The organism is Acinetobacter sp. Q186-3 (assembly GCF_013420655.1).
Lineage (GTDB): Bacteria > Pseudomonadota > Gammaproteobacteria > Pseudomonadales > Moraxellaceae > Acinetobacter > Acinetobacter indicus.
This window is the reverse complement of sequence record NZ_VOXS01000004.1, coordinates 91,773-111,078: the sequence shown is the minus strand read 5'-3', so window position 1 is coordinate 111,078 and position 19,306 is coordinate 91,773. Positions and strand designations below refer to the sequence as shown.

At 45.3% G+C, this 19,306-nt stretch carries 14 protein-coding genes; 3 read left to right on the top strand and 11 right to left on the bottom strand.

Annotation, left to right across the window (positions count from 1 at the left end; genetic code table 11):
- Positions 1-77 precede the first annotated feature (77 nt).
- The 7 genes from FTT64_RS05150 to FTT64_RS05120 form a co-directional block, all read right to left on the bottom strand.
- Positions 78-281 carry a hypothetical protein gene (locus FTT64_RS05150; protein ID WP_104489642.1) on the bottom strand — a complete coding sequence of 68 codons (204 nt, stop codon included), beginning with the start codon at positions 279-281 and terminating at the stop codon, positions 78-80.
- A 33-nt stretch (positions 282-314) separates the two neighbouring features.
- Complete coding sequence (locus tag FTT64_RS05145; protein ID WP_180182104.1) at positions 315-1,442, bottom strand: hypothetical protein; 1,128 nt, start codon at positions 1,440-1,442, stop codon at positions 315-317.
- Between the two features lie 435 nt (positions 1,443-1,877).
- Entirely contained in the window at positions 1,878-4,517 is a 2,640-nt protein-coding gene (locus FTT64_RS05140) for a bifunctional aconitate hydratase 2/2-methylisocitrate dehydratase (protein ID WP_180182133.1), read from the bottom strand.
- A gap of 295 nt (positions 4,518-4,812) precedes the next feature.
- On the bottom strand, positions 4,813-5,082 hold the full coding sequence (locus tag FTT64_RS05135; RefSeq protein ID WP_005178664.1) for a hypothetical protein: 270 nt from the start codon (positions 5,080-5,082) through the stop codon (positions 4,813-4,815).
- Between the two features lie 271 nt (positions 5,083-5,353).
- Positions 5,354-5,713: a hypothetical protein gene (locus FTT64_RS05130; protein WP_016659081.1), complete on the bottom strand. Its 360-nt coding sequence runs from the start codon at positions 5,711-5,713 to the stop codon at positions 5,354-5,356.
- Positions 5,714-5,820: 107 nt separating this feature from the next.
- Entirely contained in the window at positions 5,821-10,332 is a 4,512-nt protein-coding gene (locus tag FTT64_RS05125) for a translocation/assembly module TamB domain-containing protein (protein ID WP_180061427.1), read from the bottom strand.
- Between the two features lie 21 nt (positions 10,333-10,353).
- On the bottom strand, positions 10,354-13,104 hold the full coding sequence (locus FTT64_RS05120) for an autotransporter assembly complex family protein (protein ID WP_104488918.1): 2,751 nt from the start codon (positions 13,102-13,104) through the stop codon (positions 10,354-10,356).
- 177 nt (positions 13,105-13,281) lie between these two features.
- Between FTT64_RS05120 and FTT64_RS05115 the strand changes: the two genes are divergently transcribed.
- Both FTT64_RS05115 and coq7 read left to right on the top strand, forming a co-directional pair.
- A complete protein-coding gene (locus FTT64_RS05115) occupies positions 13,282-14,601 on the top strand; it encodes an MFS transporter (protein WP_016659084.1) in 1,320 nt (439 codons plus the stop codon).
- Positions 14,602-14,605: 4 nt separating this feature from the next.
- Complete coding sequence (gene coq7 / locus FTT64_RS05110; protein WP_005178679.1) at positions 14,606-15,241, top strand: 2-polyprenyl-3-methyl-6-methoxy-1,4-benzoquinone monooxygenase; 636 nt, start codon at positions 14,606-14,608, stop codon at positions 15,239-15,241.
- A 169-nt stretch (positions 15,242-15,410) separates the two neighbouring features.
- On the opposite strand, the gene FTT64_RS05105 is transcribed toward coq7, so the two are convergent.
- From FTT64_RS05105 to FTT64_RS05090, 4 genes are all read right to left on the bottom strand, one after another.
- Positions 15,411-15,848 carry a 2-amino-4-hydroxy-6-hydroxymethyldihydropteridine diphosphokinase gene (locus FTT64_RS05105; RefSeq protein ID WP_005178682.1) on the bottom strand — a complete coding sequence of 146 codons (438 nt, stop codon included), beginning with the start codon at positions 15,846-15,848 and terminating at the stop codon, positions 15,411-15,413.
- Positions 15,805-16,185 (bottom strand): dihydroneopterin aldolase, encoded by a 381-nt coding sequence (gene folB, locus FTT64_RS05100; protein WP_016659086.1) that lies wholly within the window; start codon positions 16,183-16,185, stop codon positions 15,805-15,807. Before folB ends, FTT64_RS05105 begins: the two co-directional genes overlap by 44 nt.
- A gap of 118 nt (positions 16,186-16,303) precedes the next feature.
- Positions 16,304-17,602 (bottom strand): AarF/ABC1/UbiB kinase family protein, encoded by a 1,299-nt coding sequence (locus FTT64_RS05095; protein WP_075166870.1) that lies wholly within the window; start codon positions 17,600-17,602, stop codon positions 16,304-16,306.
- A 59-nt stretch (positions 17,603-17,661) separates the two neighbouring features.
- On the bottom strand, positions 17,662-18,435 hold the full coding sequence (locus FTT64_RS05090; RefSeq protein WP_104488920.1) for a HesA/MoeB/ThiF family protein: 774 nt from the start codon (positions 18,433-18,435) through the stop codon (positions 17,662-17,664).
- Between the two features lie 293 nt (positions 18,436-18,728).
- On the opposite strand from FTT64_RS05090, the gene FTT64_RS05085 reads away from it, so the two are divergent.
- Positions 18,729-19,229, top strand: coding sequence for a pyridoxamine 5'-phosphate oxidase family protein (locus tag FTT64_RS05085; RefSeq protein ID WP_005178694.1), 501 nt, complete (start codon positions 18,729-18,731; stop codon positions 19,227-19,229).
- Positions 19,230-19,306 lie beyond the last annotated feature (77 nt).

The following is a 19,306-nucleotide window of genomic DNA, read 5'->3' as shown; positions in this document are numbered from 1 at the left end:
CTTTGTTGCATAAATATGTAAGCATCTGATTTAAATAAATTTAATTTTGGATCAAAAAATAATCAAAACTTCTAAAATCATATAGTTATGAAATCTTTGTGCAACAAAGCCCTTTCACAAACATAATAATCATGATCCCAAGCATCTTGATGGAAGATTTCCTTTTTATGGTAATTCACCTGTTTACCATTTTCGACGCAGACAAAACTGTCGCCTTGGTCTTTGACTTGAGTTCCGTTGAGGAAACCACCGATGCAGAGGAAGCGGGATTGTGAGGTCATTTTATCTATTAAAACTCTTGAATAATTTTCTATTTAAAGACTTTTGATTATTGGGCTTCCTTCTATATAAGATAAGTAATATGAGGAGGATGTTAGCATCTTCAAAAAAAACTTATTAAATAATTCTCTTAATATGAGAGTATTTTTCCAAGCTTGGTTAACATCGCTAACTTCATTACCATGTGCTGCATCATTTCGTTGTTGCCAAGCTAATTTTTCAAATTCTGATAGCGGTATTGAAATATCATTACAAAAAAAATTCATCTTATCTTTCTGCGAATAAGTATTCATATTTCCTATCTTATTTAAAAAAATTGTCTTCTGTTCGTCAGTCAGTTCAAAATCTTCTAACTGTACTTCTAATTGCTTTCGCATTTTTTTAAAGATAGATTTATCTATAATTTTACTATAACTAACATTATTAATTTTCATATATATAGCTTGTAACTTTTCAATTAAAGCCCCGTAGTGTACAGCTGCAGTTATTGAGTTAGAGTTTACAGCTACCCAATAAGTAAAAAATATACTATCAAGATCATATTCTTCATATTTAGAATAAAATTCTTTCAACAAATTTTGAAAAAAATTAGACTCTATAATATTTACGGCATTTAAACTAAGAGGTGCTGGTAGTTGAAAATTAATATTTAATAAATTACTCTCATTCGTATTAATATTTTTTAAATAACTAAAAGAAGGTGTAAAATATTTATTTACAAAAGTGTATCCAAAATAAATCAATGGACATCCTAAAATATAAGAAATAACTTTTCTAATTTTTTCCCTCTTTTCCAAACTTACATTATTTTTATAAAATATTACCCCCTTATTACCATTATTATTTTTAATTATTGATACCTCATCTTCTTCTATTTTAAATTTAATACTATTGCGAGGATGATGTGACTGATCTATTAATTTTTTTACCAATTTACAATCTAGTGTATTTATTTCATAAGTTCTTGTATGTTCTTCTTTCCATTCTATTGAATGAGGGAATATATGATTAATTTTTAAATTATCAACAAATTCTATTAAATATTCAGCACCTATTAACTCATTACTATCCTCAAAACAAATTTCATCAACTATAAATATATCTGTATACTTTGAATTACAGGGTAGTAAAGAATGACTCCTTTGTATCGGTAAAGCATACATTAGTATTTTTTGTTTTAATAATTTATGTTCGAATACAATAAGGCTTTAATTTTTATCAATATATCCAGTTTTTTCTTTCAGATTTGAATCATCAACAACCGTCCCTTCTACTTTTAATTTTAATCGGCTTTGTTGCATAAATATGTAAGCATCTGATTTAAATAAATTTAATTTTGGATAAAAAAATAATCAAAACTTTTAAAATCATATAGTTATGAAATCTTTGTGCAACAAAGCCATTTTAATCTAGCTTCTTCATCTCTAAATAGCAAAAAATTCCCATTTTCTGCTCTTAAAAAGCCTTTATGAAGACATATAAACTCATTGAAATTAAAATTCAAATCTTCCCATATACCAATAGACATATTAATACTCAAAAAAATAAGGGCTGATAAATCAGCCCTTATTCTAAACTACTTTTTGATCAATCAGACATTAAGTCAACTGAGCTGCAGCAATTTTCTTCGTATCTACATTTTCAGCAGCATCTGTGTATTCAGACATTTGATCAAAGTTCAAGTACTTGTAAATGTCAGCAGACATGCTGTCGATTTGAGAAGCGTATTGTTGATACTCTTCTGGAGTTGGTAATTTACCAAGAACCGCAGCAACAGATGCAAGCTCAGCAGAAGCCAAGTATACATTCGCGCCTTGACCTAAACGGTTCGGGAAGTTACGTGTAGATGTAGACACTACAGTCGTGTTCGGAGCAACACGTGCTTGGTTACCCATACATAATGAACAACCTGGCATTTCAGTACGCGCGCCAGCTTTACCATAAATGTTGAAGAAACCTTCTTCCATTAACTGGTGTTCGTCCATACGCGTTGGAGGAGCCAACCATAGACGAGTAGATAAAGAACCACCAGGAACTTTATCTAGAAGTTTACCAGCTGCACGGAAGTGACCGATGTTCGTCATACAAGAACCGATGAATACTTCATCAATCTTGTCGCCTTGAACGTCAGAAAGCAGTTTCGCATCATCTGGATCGTTCGGGCAGCACAGGATAGGTTCGTTGATGTCAGCAAGGTCAATTTCATACACTTTAGTGTATTCAGCGTCAGCATCAGCTTTCAGCAGTGATGGGTTCGCTAACCATTTTTCCATGTTCTCAACACGGCGCGCCATAGTACGAGCATCGCCATAACCTTGTGAAATCATCCACTTCAGCATGGTGATGTTAGAACGTAGGTATTCAGCAACTTTCTCTTCAGAAAGCGTGATCGCACAGCCTGCTGCAGAACGTTCAGCAGAAGCATCAGACAATTCGAATGCTTGCTCAACAGTTAAGTCAGTTTCCATTTCTGTTAAGTCGATCTCTAAGATACGACCAGAGAAGATGTTTTTCTTACCTTTCTTCTCTACAGTCAGGTCACCTTCTTTAATTGCGTAGTAAGGAATCGCGTGTACCAGGTCACGTAGAGTGATACCAGGCTGCATTTTACCTTTGAACTTCACAAGTACAGATTCAGGCATATCCAGTGGCATAACACCAGTCGCAGCAGCGAACGCTACCAGACCAGAACCTGCCGGGAATGAAATACCAATTGGGAAACGAGTATGCGAGTCACCACCAGTACCTACTGTATCTGGAAGAAGCATACGGTTTAACCAAGAGTGGATAATACCGTCGCCTGGACGTAAAGATACACCACCACGGTTCATGATGAAGTCAGGCAGTGTGTGTTGCATTTGCACGTCAACTGGTTTTGGATACGCAGCTGTGTGACAGAAAGATTGCATTACCAGGTCAGCAGAGAAGCCCAAGCAAGCCAGGTCTTTTAACTCGTCACGAGTCATAGGACCAGTTGTATCTTGAGAACCAACAGTAGTCATCTTCGGTTCGCAGTAAGTACCCGGGCGAACGCCTTGACCTTCTGGAAGACCACATGCACGACCAACCATCTTCTGCGCTAAAGTGAAGCCTTTGCCAGAGTCAGCAGGTTGTACTGGAGTACGGAATAAAGAAGATGGCTCAAGACCTAAAGCTTCACGTGCTTTACCAGTTAAACCACGACCAATGATCAGGTTAATACGGCCACCAGCACGTACTTCGTCTAGAAGCACTGGAGTTTTCAGTTCAGATTCAGCAATTTGTTCGCCGTTTTTGAACGCAGTTACTTTTGCAGCAGCGTGATCGATTTTCAGTGTGATTTCATCACCCATGTTCATGTTAGAAACATCGATCTCAACTGGTAATGCACCCGCATCTTCCATGGTGTTGAAGAAAATCGGAGCAATCTTACCGCCTAAGCAGTAACCGCCATCTTTTTTGTTTGGAATGTGTGGAAGTTCGTCACCGAAGAACCAAAGCACAGAGTTCGTTGCAGATTTACGAGAAGAACCGGTACCAACAACGTCACCAACGTAAGCAACCTGGTTGCCTTTCGCGATCAGTTCTTTAATTTGGTTTAATGGACCAACTTCACCAGGAACTTCTGGGTTGATACCATCACGAACGTTTTTCAGCATTGCATTTGCGTGCAATGGAATGTCTGGACGGCTCCACGCGTCTTGTGCAGGTGACAAGTCGTCAGTATTCGTTTCGCCTGTTACTTTGAAAACAGTCAGTTTGATTTCTTCTGGAACGTCTGGACGGCTAGTGAACCATTCAGCTTCAGCCCATGATTGAAGTACTGCTTTCGCATTGTTATTGCCCGCTTTTGCTTTTTCAGCAACGTCGTGGAATGCATCAAATACAAGCAGGGTTTTCTTCAGAGCGTCAGCCGCTAAACCACCAAGTTCAGCATTTTCCAGAAGCTCAACTAAAGGCGCTACGTTATAACCACCAAGCATAGTACCTAGTAAGTAAACCGCACGTTCTTTAGAAACTAATGGAGAAGTCGCTTCGCCTTTTGCAACAGCAGACAGGAAAGCAGCTTTTACATAAGCAGCTTGGTCTACACCCGCTGGAACACGGTTTTCAAGCAAATCAACCAAGAAAGCTTCTTCACCAGCTGGCGGGTTTTTTAATAATTCAACTAATGCAGCGGTTTGAGCATCATCAAGTGGCTTCGGTGGGACTCCGAGTGCGGCACGTTCTTCAACGTGTTGGCGGTAAGCTTCTAGCACGGTGTTATTCCTCTTTTTTAAAAAATTACCTGTGAATTCCAGCTTGTTCAAAGCTTCACAAGTAATATGGACTGCAAAATTTTACTAAAATTCCAGTTAAAAGTTAATGCAAGGAAGGTGTTTCTTTGTGATGCTCATTATTTTATAACTAAATGATGTTCATATTGTTTATACAATAATCAAGCGGAGCACGTTTAGACCCGTCATTGCTGCTTTTAATCCACTTTAACCGAATTCTAAATAGAAAAAAGGCAACACTATGCTGCCTTTTCCGGGTTCCAATTACTATTCAACCTTAGTGTACCGTTGTACTGTTTAAATATTGCTGCAGATGTTCGCGACTGCCCTCAAATTTGACCTGAATTTCATCTTCATGCAGGGTACTATGCCCGGCACTGGCAAAGGAGATATTGACCTGATAACGCTTGCTGTCAGCATCAATAAGTTGTTGAAAATAGACTTTATCTCCAATACTGAGCACATAGTTGCTATTGCCAATAATGGTCACGCCCTGTTCATCTTCCAAGAGCAAATCTGCATGATGCAGATAACCAATCACGTCCATGATGTGCTCCTTTCTTCTGGCTATTGTTAAATCCATTATTCATTAAAAAGATAAGCTTTTCTATATTGGTGCTAAAGAAAAGTGTCACAATATATATTTATATTGCTTAGGCTATTTAGAAGTAAGTAGAGGAAGAAATAGCAGACTCAATATCTGCTTAAAATATAAATCAACGCAGCGAATTTTGATTATTGTTATCTATATGCAGAAATAGTGAGCACAAAAAAATGCCAGATTACGGATATGTCATCTGGCATTTTAGGTTCATGACTTAAAAACGTCGATAATCCGGCATTTCGTCATACGGCGTAGCCAGACATTTTTCTGTATATTGCGTTTTAATTTTCTCACGCGCGGCATCTACATCACCCTTCACTTCCTGTTCAGGCATGGCATAGACCGTTTCAATAATCTCAAAAATAAATTTGCGTGTGGTTTCATCTTCTACTTTGTCCGCATGGGCCAGTGCCTGATCTTTTTCAATGGCATTTTGACGATCCAGCATGATGGTTCGTGCTGCATTGCCAACACTGGTACAGTAACCTTTCCATTGCTCTTCCGGGGTTAAGGGCTTTTTCTCTGCACAGCCAGCCAATGCAATTACGGCAGCCAAAGCGAATAGTTTGTTCATGCATACTCTCCTATTTCCGCTATGATAATCAAAGTTATCGTGAATGAGAAATCGGCCAGAAAAAATGCGCCCGTGTTGAGCGCATTTTCAAGTTCAGAATAGACGGCTTAGAAACGCCAGTTATAGAAAATATCCACGGCACGTTCCAGCGACTGACTGGCTTCCAGATACAGACGTTTGTTCATCTGATAACGCAAGGTCAGCTTGTTCACCGGGGTAAACACGCCCACGCCATAACGGATAAACAGATCCGGAGTGATATAACCGGTCAGGCTGACCTGGGTATCATCCCCCGTACCCTGTGCATCTAAAGCCAACCCACTTAAACCAAAGGTACGCCCAATCTGGTTGGTCAGGGCACGCGTGCCGCCTAAACCAAGACTGATACCTGCCGCCGCAATGGTATTGTTGACATCGGAACGGAAACTGTCGGTCTGGCTTAAACCGCTGGCACCTTCGTTAATCCGGCCGGTAATCAGGGCATTTAGTGCTTCCTGCTCGGACAAGCCGGCATCGTTATAGACCTGAATATTCGGACCAGAAGCCGTTCCGGTCACCCGCACCCCGACTACGCTGCCCTGTACGCTCTTGTTGGCATCAATATCTAGACTCGGGTTGGCTAATGGTCCATTAAAACGGGCGATGGCACGGTTTAAATCCAGACTTTGGCCATAGGCTTCAATCTTGACGCGCTGGCTAACCCCAATTGCACCATTGGCGCGCATGGCGGTTTCCAGACCACGCTGACTCAGATACAGACGGCCCACCAGTGGAATACGGCTGTCAAAGCCCTGGAAGATGACCTGATCGCCCAGATTCAGTTCCAGATCGGCACGAATATCCCAAGGACGCGCAGAGCGTAATACCGCCAGCTGGTCTTGCCCTTCATGCACCACACGCACATCCGAAGACAGATTCACCACCGGATCGGAAGCTTCTGGCATGGAAATTAACGCACGCGGCACATCGACCTTGCCATTTAAGCTTAAACGTTTCTGAGTCGGGAAAACCTCCATGGATAAATCCGGCGTCACAATGGCAGTAATTAGCGGCGCCTGACGCACAAGCAGATTATCCCCTTTTAAGTTCAGCTGAATTTTCGGTACGCCTTTCCAGTCAACATGACCGGTTAAATGTCCCACGCCCTGACCACTGTTAAATGCGCCATTAATTGTGGCCGAATCCTGTCGAATCGAGGAATACAGCTGCACATTGGTCAGGTTCACCGGCAGGGAAATCATGCTGATGGCACCATCTTTCAGACGCATTTCACCGGTCAGTAATGGCTGGGTTAACGTACCGCCGACCTTACCGGCAAAGGACAATACCCCAGCCATAGAACGCACATCGGCAATAAACGGCTTAAAGACTTTTAACTGCACTTCATTAAAGGCAATTTCACCGCGCATCGGCTTACGCTCGGTATATGGATCAATAATAACATTGGCATAACCGGCACCAATTTCCGGGGTTTTCACATCCAGTCGAATTTGCAGACCTTCGGCAATACTTTTAGCCACCACAGCCACCTGATCATAGCTTAAGGTCGAACCCAGTTCTTGCGGGTCATCACCTGCCAGACCAATGACCCCATTACGGGTTACCAGACGTGCATCAATTTTTGGCCGCTGGCCTTGTGCCCAGGAGGCTTTGGCATGTCCATTGACTTTACCGGTAATCGCCAGACCTTCCGGCATAAAGGCGGCAAAATCGTTCAGGTCGACATTGCGGGTTACAAAGGACACATTGCCTCGGTTTTTATTGACCCGAATTGGCTGGTCAAAACACAACTGGCTTTGCTGGCTCATCCAGCAATGCGCACCCACAAACAGATCACTGGTTTTGGTCTGGAAGATGACCGAGGCATTCTGACGCTGCACCAGACGGGTTCTTAAGGAGTCAAAATCACCTTTCTGGATTTGACCCAGCCAGTTATTTTCAGCATTAAAGCCGCCGGCCAGCTGCACATAGAAGCTACTTAAACGGTTTTCCGCTTTCACTTTCAGCAGATGCGCCTGGCGGGTACCAGCCAGTGAAATCTCGCCTTTTTGAATTTCACGGTTGCCGCTACGTAAATTTTCCAGACTGGCCGTAAGCAAGGTTGGGGTATTTTCCGAGGTCGGCAATTCACCGCGTAAACGCATTTTGCGCACGCTAAACAGGTTATTTAAACCAAAATCATCGACCACCAGATTGGCGGTGGCCTGCAAACGTGGTTGCGACTGCACATTTAAATAGCCATAAGCACGGCCACGCAAACCGGCATACAGTTCATACAGTGCTGGTGCATTCAGTTTGATTCTCAGGTTTTGTGCATTACCAGTAGCCTGAATCTGGTTCTTGGCATAGGCCAGATATAAATTATTGGCCTCAAACTGCTGCGGCAGGAAACCTTGCTGATTGGCATCCATCAACAGGGCCAGATTACCGGTACCACGTACCGGTTTATTGTTGATCATGCCGGCCAGATTGAGCTTTTCAATATTGATGCGTTTAAGCTGATCTGACCAAACCCCTTGGGTACGTACATTGCCCGACAGCTCGCCGCGCACACTCGAGACAAAATAATGCGGTTTAAAGCGGATTAAAGAGGCGTTCAGGTTCCAGCCAATGCCATTTTTCAGGTTCAGCATACCATTGGCCAGAATCTGCCCGGCCACACCGTCATGACGCAGGTCTGAAATCTTGATCAGCTCCGGTGTACCGGACAGTTTCAGCTTTAAACTGCCCTGACTGGCTTGCAGCAGACTGCTGTTGAGTGCGCCATCATAATTGACCGCAAAGCTCTTGAAGCCGCCACCCGCACGCTCATCATGAAACAGCAAGGCCACGGTACTGTTCCCGGTCAGATGCACCGTTTCATCCTGCTCGGCCAGACGACCGCGTAAATCAATATTGTTTAAATGAATAATCTGCTGGTTTGGACGGGCAAAACCATTGGCCTGCAAACGGCCATTCAGCAGATTGACCGGAGCAGCATCAGCAATGATTTTCGGATTAAAATTATCCGCGTTTAAGGTAGCATTCCATTTGAGCTGGCGTTTGTCGGTTGGCAGTTCAATCAGCGCACGGCCCGTCAAGGTGCTGGCGCCGGCGTTATAACTAAAGCTTGGTACATCCAGATTATTGTTCTTCAGATTCAGCTCAGCCTTATACATGCCCGCTGGTAAAGCACCCTGCTCATGCTGCGCCACCTGGGTTGCGACAAAAATCTTTTGCTGGCCTTCGACCAGGGCCATCTGCACATCACCCGATTCACTGGATAACCAGCCAATATAAGGCATCGCGCGGTCAATATTGTTCCAGCGCACATCCAGTACCATGGGGTTTGGCTGGCGGTTTTTCGGCGCATTCTGATCCAGTTTCAGGTTCCAGGTTTCATAGCGGTCGAAATCGACCTGCGCCGTCAGATGAGTTCCATTTTCTAAATGGCCTTTAGAGGCAATTTGAGCATCCAGACTTGGCGGCAGAAAATCCTGCACCACTTGCGGAATCAGCGGGTCTTTCGGATTAATCTTGTCCAGGCGACCGGTAATATCCCAGCTGACGCGCTCGTTCCAGCCGACCACACCAGCCACATTCACGGCGCCCTGCATCAGCTGGCCATTTAAGTTGCTGATGTTCAGCTGATTGACCAGATCGGTATGCATGAGCGCGGTATATTGTCCTTTTGGAAGATCTTTACCCGTCAGATCGGTAGCGACATCTAAATCCAGACGTTTAATATCACCCTTAAACTTGGCTGTGCCGTCTTCTGTATACAGCTCCCAATCTTGTAACAGCGGCCAATGGTATTGATTGAACTGCAGCTCGCCAAACATGGGCACATTTTTACGCATCGGATGCAGCACCACCCAACCGGTGAGCAAATCGGGCGTATAGGTCGCCACCCCGGCCTGAACGGTATCTAAAGACCCTTTGGCGACGACTTTAATATCATGAATATTCAGGCTGTTGTTTAACGAAGGTAAATTCACATCACCAATGGCATTCAGCGGATATTTGCCATAAAAATCCATATCGCCGCTGGCATTTTTGACCGACAGATAATCCATACGCATACTGGAATCTTCAAATTCCAGTTTGGTGCCCGACCACAGCGCATCGTTCAGGATCACATCATAAAAATTGACTTTGCTGCCACCTGAAGTCTGAATCAGCAAACGGTCCAGATCGGCATGATCAAGCCGGAGTACAAAAGGCAGACGGATTTCATTAAACTTGAATGGTCCATCACTTGGCGGTCCTTTGGTGGTAATTTGCAGATTACGCACATCGGCATGGGTAAAATGGATTTCCTTATTCAGCACGGCGCGCCAGCCCAGCATGACATCAGCGCGGTCAATTTTGACATCGACTGATTTTAGCGTAACCAGAATATTGCGCAGGATAATACCGCGTAATAAGTTTCCGCCTTCATATTCATACTGAATGATCTGCTGACGTTCCAGCACCCGGTCGAGCAGGAATTTACTGCCACGGTCGGTCGAGAACATGATTGCCAAAGCCGATACCAGCAACACCACCATAAACAGCAGTGACAACAAGGCACTTCTGACTATTCTGCGCTTTTTGGGTACAGGCGCGGGTGTATTTGGTTGCTGTTCAACTTCAGCCATAGTTCTCTCTAAATCTTAATTTTATAATTGCGAGCCAATAAAGAAATGCAGACGAATTGGATGATTCTCATCCGAAATGCCCGAAGCGACATCGACCCGAATCGGGCCAATTGGTGATGCCCAGCGTACCCCTAAACCGACACTGTATTCGGTCGGATTGCTAAAATCGGCATCATAGGCATTACCAAAATCGCTAAAAATTGCGGCGCGCCAGCCTTCCCTGAATTGATAGTTATATTCCAGTGAGCCCACCCCAAGTGCTTGTCCACCAATTTTAAAGCCATCAATTTGCGGAGACAGGCTCTTAAAGTCAAAACCGCGAATGGTCTGATCCCCACCGGCAAAGTAACGTAGATTATAAGGCACTTTGCTAAAATCTTCGGTCACGATATAACCCAGATCGGCACGACCAACAAACTGATGATCGTTATTTTCACCCAGAGAATAAATAAAACGCCAGCCGGCATTTAAAATTGCCATATCGGCATCGGACAACAGGCTTTCACTGCCGAGTTCAACTTTATAAATCTGCTTGAAACCACGGGTTGGATTGACACGCGGACTGCTGTCAGTACGCGACAGTTCATAACCAAACAGTAAAGACTGCTGTTCGGTGGAACCATTGCCAATAAAGGCGTCAGGAATCTTGTCAATATCGACCACACCGTTCTGGGTTAAACGGTCCAGACGGTAACGCAGACCATAAGCATGTTGCCAGCTGCCACGCGGATTTTTAATAATCCGGTCGGCGCCGGCCACTGCCGATTCAATTAACAGGTCATTGCCGGCAGAAACATCGCTACGCTCTTCACGTTCATAACCGGCCACCAGGGTAATATAGTCATTCAGTGGATGATTATAGGGAATACTATAGCGGCCATCTAAAGACTGGCGGATTTCAGACAGTTCCAGGTTGGCATCGAAGGAGTGACCACGACGGTTAACAATGGCCCGGCGATACTGGCCACGTACACGCATTCCGGTATCTGTGCCATAACCGGCACCGACTTCTGCACTGTTCAGCTTATCGGCGTTCAAAGTCACAATCACCGGAATTTTCTTTTCCAGACGTGCCTGTTCTTTTAGCCGCTCTTCTTCTGATTGCTGGGTTTCCTGTTCGACCCGCAGCTGACGGATGTTTTCATTCTGCTCGGCTTCCTGAGTGCCGGCAAACTGGTCTTCATCCACCACTGACTGGGTCACTTCTTCAGTCGAGCTTAAATCTTTCTGGTCCTGAACCGGCTGGAAGTCTTCAGCGGAAAGTTTGCGCTGATCAACCAGGGCCTGAATATCCGGTGGCAACTCTGTTGGGCGTTCCAGCGGATCGGGACGCATGGTATCGACCAACGTATAGTTAAAATAACGTGAGTTGGTCAGGTTATTGGCCAGACCGTTGACCCGCCAGAAAGTATAATCGGCGCCATCTTCCCACGGCACCATGCTTTCCAGAATATCCATATCCAGAGGAAATTCTTTGCTCGGATCGCTCATCCGGAACTGGGCCGGCCCCAACGTATAACGCTCGCCGGTTTCATAGCGCAGATTAATATCGGCAGTATTTTGCGGCTGCGCCACTTTCACGTCATGCAGGCGCCAATAGCCATCAAAGAAACCGTTATTGGAGGCAGCATCATTAATCCGGGTTTTGGTCTCTTCATACAGACCGTGGTGAAACACATCGCCCACATCCTGATCGGGCAGGACGCGAATTACCTGGAACTGTGCCAGATTCTCACCTGGGCCGCTAAATTCAATATTCTGCTCCTGCACACGCACCGGTGTATTTGGTGTGACCAGAACCCGCACCCGGCTGTCATTCAGCTTTTCAAACTTGAATTCGGCATGATAAAAGCCGACGGCCTGTGCCGCCTGATTAGATAAAGAACGCAGCTGTGGTAAAGCCGAGGGAAAATCGGCAAAAGATTCCTGGGTAAAACTGGACAGTTTGCCGCGCACATTGGCACGCAGATTTTCCAGTGCCGTGGCATAGGCCTCTGCGGAAACTTCACCACTATTTTCGGCGCCGGTAATCACCACATCGGCACTAATCCGGGGCACCCGTGCAGTATTTAACTCACGCGGTGGACGTACCTTATACAGCAAGCGCCGGAAAAACCCCGGTTTATCGGCATCGGCCACTTCTGTATTCAGGCCCAACTCCGTCAGGGTTCGGCCGGAGGTATTGGCTTCCACCACAATCTGGCTGTCGGCGCGAATACTGTCCATGAGCTGGTCGACATTGACCGGAGACTGGTTAATTTCGGCCAGTTCCTGCTGGGTGGCATCATTAATTAGTACTTCGGTATTCTGCTCGGCGCGATACTGGCGTGCTTCCTGTTTGGCCTGTTCAGCGATCTGGAAAATTTCTGCGGCCATATTGGCATCGACCGGCATTACCGGTAAATCATCCAGATTTTCCAGTTCAATTGGCTGAAAAGCGGCTATCGGTTCACTGCTATTTTGCTGCTGTTGCAACATCTCCAGACTGTCCGGCTCAGTGCTGGGCACCTGAAAATTCTCAATTTTTTCTAATTCTTCAGGGGTATCTTTGCCTTGGCTGAGCGCCAGATCGCGAATTTCCTGTTTCATGTCGGCCGATGCGACCGGATCGCTCGCCGGTTCCGCCACTGCGGGAGGATTTTGACTAAAGCCCTGCTGTGCGACTAAACTTAAAAAGATGCTCAGACAAAGTTGTCTGGAATGCCTCCACTGAATTATGGCATGCATACTGTTAGACAGCGCAGACTTTTTAAAAGTTCGGTTCACAAGCATAGAAAACTCTAAATTTAATCTTTTTAATGGAAAAATCCGCAATGAAATGTTCGCTAACAGACTCTAATTTATTGGATTTTTTCAACAGTGAAAACACTGCAAAATATCATACATGATTTTCGGGCAATTATATCAATTGGTCACATTTCTTAATAAAACTAATGAAGTCCACTTCTTATGGAAAAAAATGAAAATTTGCTAGCCACACGACGCTTCTTGCCCATGTTCTGTACCCAGTTTCTGGGCGCGCTGAATGACAACGTGTTTAAGCAGGCTTTGCTGCTGGTGATTACCTATGGCTGGATCAGTCAGCAATCTGGCAGTATCAGCACCCTGAATAATCTGGCAGCACTGCTGTTCATTTTGCCCTATTTTATTTTCTCGGCCACAGCCGGACAAATTGCCGATAAATATGAACGCTCGCAGCTGGTGCGTTATTTAAAACTGCTGGAAATTGCGGTGATGTTACTGGCCACGGTCGGCTTCCTGATTGGCAACTTATGGCTGCTGATGTTTGCCCTGTTTTTAATGGGTACCCAATCGACCTTTTTTGGTCCAATCAAATATGCGATTTTGCCGGAAATCCTGAAACCGAATGAGTTGATGTCGGGAAATGCGCTGTTCCAGTCCGGCACTTCAATTGCCATTCTGGTCGGGATGATTCTAGGCGGCGCGGTGATTTCCCTCTCCGCTGGTAATTTACTCTGGATCAGCCTGACCGTGCTGGCTATTGCCGTGGTCGGTTATCTTGCCAGCCGTTTTATTTTAAAACAGCCGATTGCTGCACCGCAGTTACAGGTGGACTGGAACTTTTTCCGTACCAGTATTCAAACCTTAAAATATGCCAAAAACCTGCCGCTGATTTTTCTGATTTTACTCGGTAACTCCTGGTACTGGTTTTATGGCGCGACGTATCTGACCCAAATTCCGCAGCTGACCCAGCAAAACCTGCATGCTTCTGAAAATGTGGTCAGCTTATTGCTAACTTTCTTCTCGGTCGGGATTGGTGTCGGTTCATTACTCTGTCGTAAAATTGGCGGCACCGAGGTAAATATCAAGATGGTGCCGATTGGTGCGGTCGGTTTAACCGTATTTGCGTTTTATCTGGCTGCTGCACTGGCCTTTGTACCACCACAAACTGGCGAACTGCTGGGCTTAAGTGAAGTCTTTCAGCAAGGCTGGAGTTATTATCATGTGATGCTAGCCGTGACCTTGCTCGGTATTAGCGGTGGTTTTTATATTGTGCCCCTATATGCCATGATGCAGGCCTATTCACCGCGCTCGCATCGTGCCCGGGTGGTGGCAGCCAATAACATTTTAAATGCGATTTTTATGGTTTCTTCAGCCATCTTCTCGATTATTATTTTAAGCGTGCTGCAAATTGACCTTAAAATTCTGTTTTGTATTACTGCTGTTTTAAGCGCCATATTCACCATCTGGCTCTTGTTTAAACTCAAGTCTATGCTTGATACTGCAGCAGACCCTCTGGAGGATTAAATTCATGCGTCATTACACCGGTCTCGACAAGTTTATTCATTCATTTGATCAGGCCTTACGCAGCCTGGTTCCGGGTGTCACCTCGGCTCAGCGCGATAATCCTGGGCAAAATACTCCAACTCAATTAGCAGTGAGTGAAGCGCGTCATGTGGCGGGATTAATGCGGGTCAATCATAGTGGTGAAGTTTGTGCGCAGGCGCTGTATCATGGTCAGGCACTGACAGCGAAGCTCCCGAATGTACGCCGCGAAATGGAACAGGCCGCCATTGAAGAACAGGATCATTTGGCCTGGTGTGAAGACCGTTTAAAAGAACTGGATAGCCATACCAGCCTGCTCAATCCGGTCTGGTACGGACTATCTTTTGGCATGGGCGCTATTGCCGGAATTGCCGGAGACAAATATAGCTTAGGTTTTGTCGCTGAAACTGAGCGTCAGGTCAGCCTGCATTTAGAAGATCATATTCGTCAATTGCCAGCACATGATGAACGCTCGCGCAAAATTCTGGAACAAATGAACGAGGATGAGCTGCATCATCGTGATACGGCGCTAAATGCAGGCGGGGTTGATCTCCCTGCGCCTGTACGTATTGCTATGACCGGTATTTCAAAACTGATGACCAAGACCAGTTATTATATTTAAGCGTTTTATCTTCATCATGTTTGATGAAAGATTCCAAAAACAGCCTGCATCCTCGCAGGCTGTTTTATCATGCGTGTGCAAGCTTAAGTAAAATCAACACGACCAATTTATCTACTTAATTTAAAAAGCCCGGTATAAAAACCGGGCTTGCTGATAAATCATGTCATCTTCACGCTGAACATTGAATTACAGGAAATGGATGGGGCTGATGAGCAAATGCCGCATTGTGCCACAGCTCGAACATCGGGATTTTTACATCCAGAGCCAGCGGTAATTTTTTCGGATTAAATTGCATTTGCTCCAGGCTTGTCCCCCAAGCAATTAAATCCACATCTAAACTGATTTGATGTGAAGGTCGTACCCGCCCGGAATCTGCTTCTAACTGTTTTAGCAAGGCCAGAATCTGCTCGACACTGTGTTCACTCTTGAGCAGACAGGCGGCATTCCAGTAATCCGCACCAATCCCATCCCGGCACGGAATCAGATAAATCGAGGAACACTGCAAACGCCCCAAACGCGACAGCGCAGCAAATGCCTGTTGAAAATGCTGTTCAGGATGAGAATTACTCGCCAGTGCTAGGGCGAAAATCGTTTCGGTGGCGTTCAAGACGAATTCCTACAGATTGGGCTTGCGGGATAATGGCAGGCTTACGGATGCTAATCATAATCGATTCAACTGTAGGATAGTGAGCAAAAAGTGCATCCAGCACCAGCTTTGCTGCATGTTCAATCAATTTTGGCTGAGCGGCCTGAATCACTTGCGCAGAAATTTCGCAAATTTCGGCATAGTTCAGGGTATCTTCCAGTTCATCAGAACAGGCAGCCTGCTCCAGACTGCACTGAATGCTTAAGTCCAGCAGCAAAGGCTGGATAATCTGACGCTCCCAGTTAAAACAGCCCACCACTGTTTCGACCTTTAAGCCTTCAATAATAATTGCGTCCATCGGATTACTCGGGCGTGTATAACGTGAATCATCGCCTGCCTGCTACATTAGCATCACGTGTCACTTTGCGATGTAGCAGCAACAGCTTGTTATATAAAAGCTGGGCGATGTCTATAAATTAATGTTTGAGCAGCAGATTCGGGTCCATACTTTGTACCATCTGCAAGCGCTGGTCGGCATAAATGTCAGTATACGGCGCCAGGATACGCATGAAACGGTCAAAGTACAGCATTTGCTTGAACAGCAGCGCGAAATCACGCGGGAAACGGATGCCATGACGTTCACCAACCGCCACCATATCCATCATGATGTCATTTAAATCGGCCGGATTTGAACTGAGGATTTCCTGTGGATCGGCCAGCAGTACACCACTAAACAGACGTTCCAAATCTTGCGCCAGAATTTTAGTGTCAATCTGGGTATCGGTCATGCCCATTTTCAGCATGTTTTCCGCCATCAGCGTGTAGTCGGTATTCTGCAAGGCATCCATAAAGGCGATACAGGCCGTCCAGACTTCAGGCTTCAGCTGCCCGACAATACCAAAATCAATAAAACCGACGCGGCCATCTTCCAGCAGCATCAGGTTGCCAGCATGCAGGTCGGCATGGAAACTGTTACACATCATCAGGCTGCCAAACCAGGTATTCATGGCGGTAATTAACACCTGCGACGGGTCTTTGGCATACTGTTTTACCACTTCAAAATCGGTTAAAGGCACCCCGAAAAGACGCTGCATGGTCAACACCCGGCGAGTGGAATACTGATGATAAACCTTCGGCGCTGTTGCAGCCTGATTCTGGGTCAGGTTCAGATAATTGACAAAATCATCCAGGTTTTTGGCTTCTTCAATAAAGTCGACTTCGCGCACCATACGGACTTTAATTTCTTCGACAATATCGGCCAGAGAGGCGAATTTCACTTTTGGTACGGCTTTTTCCAGCAACTTGGTGGCCCAATGCAATACATTCAGGTCGGTATATAAAATGGTTTCCACACCCGGCTTCTGGACTTTAATCACCACATCTTCGCCCGAGACCAGCTTGGCAGCATGCACCTGGGCAATAGAAGCCGAAGCCAGTGGGGTTTCATCAATCGAGGCAAAAATTTCGCCTAAATCACGCCCGGCGAATTCTGAAGCCAGCACCTGCTGTACATAGCTAAACGGTAATGATGGAGTTTGATCTAAACAGCCCTGAAACTCTTCCACATACTCACGTGGAAACAAAGATGGCGTGCTGGCAATAAACTGTCCCAGCTTGATATAGGTTGAACCGAGCGATTCAAAGGTTTCACGCATCAGTTTGGCGTTGCTGGGTTTTTCAGTCGCATATTTCAGGCCGGCTTTGGCCGCCACGACCGCCGTTTCGCCCATACGCGCCACGGAACGAAGGCCATCTAACCAGATATTGTTTTTCATAATGTCTTCGATGAAATTAAATTTGAGTCAGTGTAGCAAAAAATTGATGTCAGATAGATTTATCTTGCCTGACAGCATGGGCAATTTCGGTCTTTTTCAAATGCCAGCAGGCGCTGTTTTAAACTCAGCCCATCCCAGAGCAGCAGCTTCTGTTTTAACGCAGCAATTCCCAGTCCTAAATAGATCAAGGTATGATGCGCCTGTAAACTGGCCATCACATTCGGAGTCGTGGCCAGCACACCGGAATCGGCGCAGCGCAGGCTTTCATTGGCCTGATCTTCTTTTGGAAACAGGCATTCATAACAAGCCGAATCGCCTTCCACCATAAACAGCTGGCCCTGAAAACCAATAGCCGAGGCACTAATCAGCGCCACCTGATGCTGCACACAAACACGGTTGACCAGATAGCGGGTACTGAAATTATCGCAGCCATCCAAAACCAGATCCTGCTGGGCAATCAGTTCGGCGGCATTGCTGTCATCCAGTTTGGCTGTGATGGCATGTACCTGAATATACGGATTAATCTTTTGCAGACGCTTGGCCAGAATGTCGGCCTTATAAAAACCTAGATCTTCTGCGCTATAGGCAATTTGACGTTGCAGGTTACTGACTTCAATCGTATCGGCATCAATAAGGGTGATTTTTCCGACCCCGGCGCGCGCCAACAGTTCGGCACTGCTACAGCCGATACCACCACAGCCGACAATCAGCACATTGGCCAGTTTTAATTTTTCCTGCGCTTCGATATCCCAGCCATCCAGCAAAATCTGGCGACTATATAAATGCATTTCTGCATCGCTCAGTTCCTGCCAGTTATCCTCAAGTGTCACCATTTATCTTCCTGTTTTTTGCTGGCTATAGTGTAATTCGATTGATTTTTTTTAACAGCCTTACCCACTGTTTTTTCGGTGTTCGCCGCCCTTCGTTTTATGTATAACCTCTTGGTCTGAATGATATGTAAACAACTGTCTTGCCTGATGCGCTTTTGTTGAGCGCAGATATTGTTTTACCCTGAATCTGTATGAGTTAGGTGAGACCGCTACGCGAAGCACAAAAATCGTTTTACTCTGCTTGTGAATGAGTTCTTTTGCGTAAAAGCGCATTTACTGCATCAGGAGCAAAGCACATGAACGATCAACATAACCGCGACAAATTATGGGAACTGATTAAAGATGTACGCTTCACCATGATCAGTCACCACACCGAAACCCAAGAAATTCATGCACAGCCAATGACCATGCTCAATTCTGAAAAGCTGCATGAACGTCAGAATTTGTATTTTATTTTGCGTGACAGCAATGATCTGGTTACAGCAGTGACCAGCGGCCGTAACCAGATTGGTCTGGCGTTCTCCAAACCCTCAGACGGGATTTATGTGTCGATGAGTGCACATGCGCAAATCAGTACCGATCGTGCCCTGATTGATCAGCTCTGGAATCCATGGGCGGAAAACTGGTTTAACGGCAAGGATGATCCTTCGGTGCGTGTTCTGGTGGCAGAAGCGATTAGTGCCGAATACTGGAATGTCACCGACAATAAAGTCACCCAGTTATTTAAAGTACTGAAAGGCAATCTGACCGGTAAAACTGGTGAACCCAATTCTGAACACCAGAAAATGGATTTATAACAGCCACATATACGCCTTGAAATAGCCATAAAAAAAGTCACGCTTTGACCTGTATTTTGCAGATTCTTGCGTGACTT

Coding starts and splice junctions, on each gene's coding strand:
- FTT64_RS05150 (WP_104489642.1), bottom strand. CDS start 281: ATGACCTCACAATCCCGCTTCCTCTGCATCGGTGGTTTCCTCAACGGA.
- FTT64_RS05145 (WP_180182104.1), bottom strand. CDS start 1,442: ATGTATGCTTTACCGATACAAAGGAGTCATTCTTTACTACCCTGTAAT.
- FTT64_RS05135 (WP_005178664.1), bottom strand. CDS start 5,082: ATGGACGTGATTGGTTATCTGCATCATGCAGATTTGCTCTTGGAAGAT.
- FTT64_RS05130 (WP_016659081.1), bottom strand. CDS start 5,713: ATGAACAAACTATTCGCTTTGGCTGCCGTAATTGCATTGGCTGGCTGT.
- FTT64_RS05125 (WP_180061427.1), bottom strand. CDS start 10,332: ATGGCTGAAGTTGAACAGCAACCAAATACACCCGCGCCTGTACCCAAA.
- FTT64_RS05120 (WP_104488918.1), bottom strand. CDS start 13,104: ATGCTTGTGAACCGAACTTTTAAAAAGTCTGCGCTGTCTAACAGTATG.
- FTT64_RS05115 (WP_016659084.1), top strand. CDS start 13,282: ATGGAAAAAAATGAAAATTTGCTAGCCACACGACGCTTCTTGCCCATG.
- coq7 (WP_005178679.1), top strand. CDS start 14,606: ATGCGTCATTACACCGGTCTCGACAAGTTTATTCATTCATTTGATCAG.
- folB (WP_016659086.1), bottom strand. CDS start 16,185: ATGGACGCAATTATTATTGAAGGCTTAAAGGTCGAAACAGTGGTGGGC.
- FTT64_RS05095 (WP_075166870.1), bottom strand. CDS start 17,602: ATGAAAAACAATATCTGGTTAGATGGCCTTCGTTCCGTGGCGCGTATG.
- FTT64_RS05090 (WP_104488920.1), bottom strand. CDS start 18,435: ATGGTGACACTTGAGGATAACTGGCAGGAACTGAGCGATGCAGAAATG.
- FTT64_RS05085 (WP_005178694.1), top strand. CDS start 18,729: ATGAACGATCAACATAACCGCGACAAATTATGGGAACTGATTAAAGAT.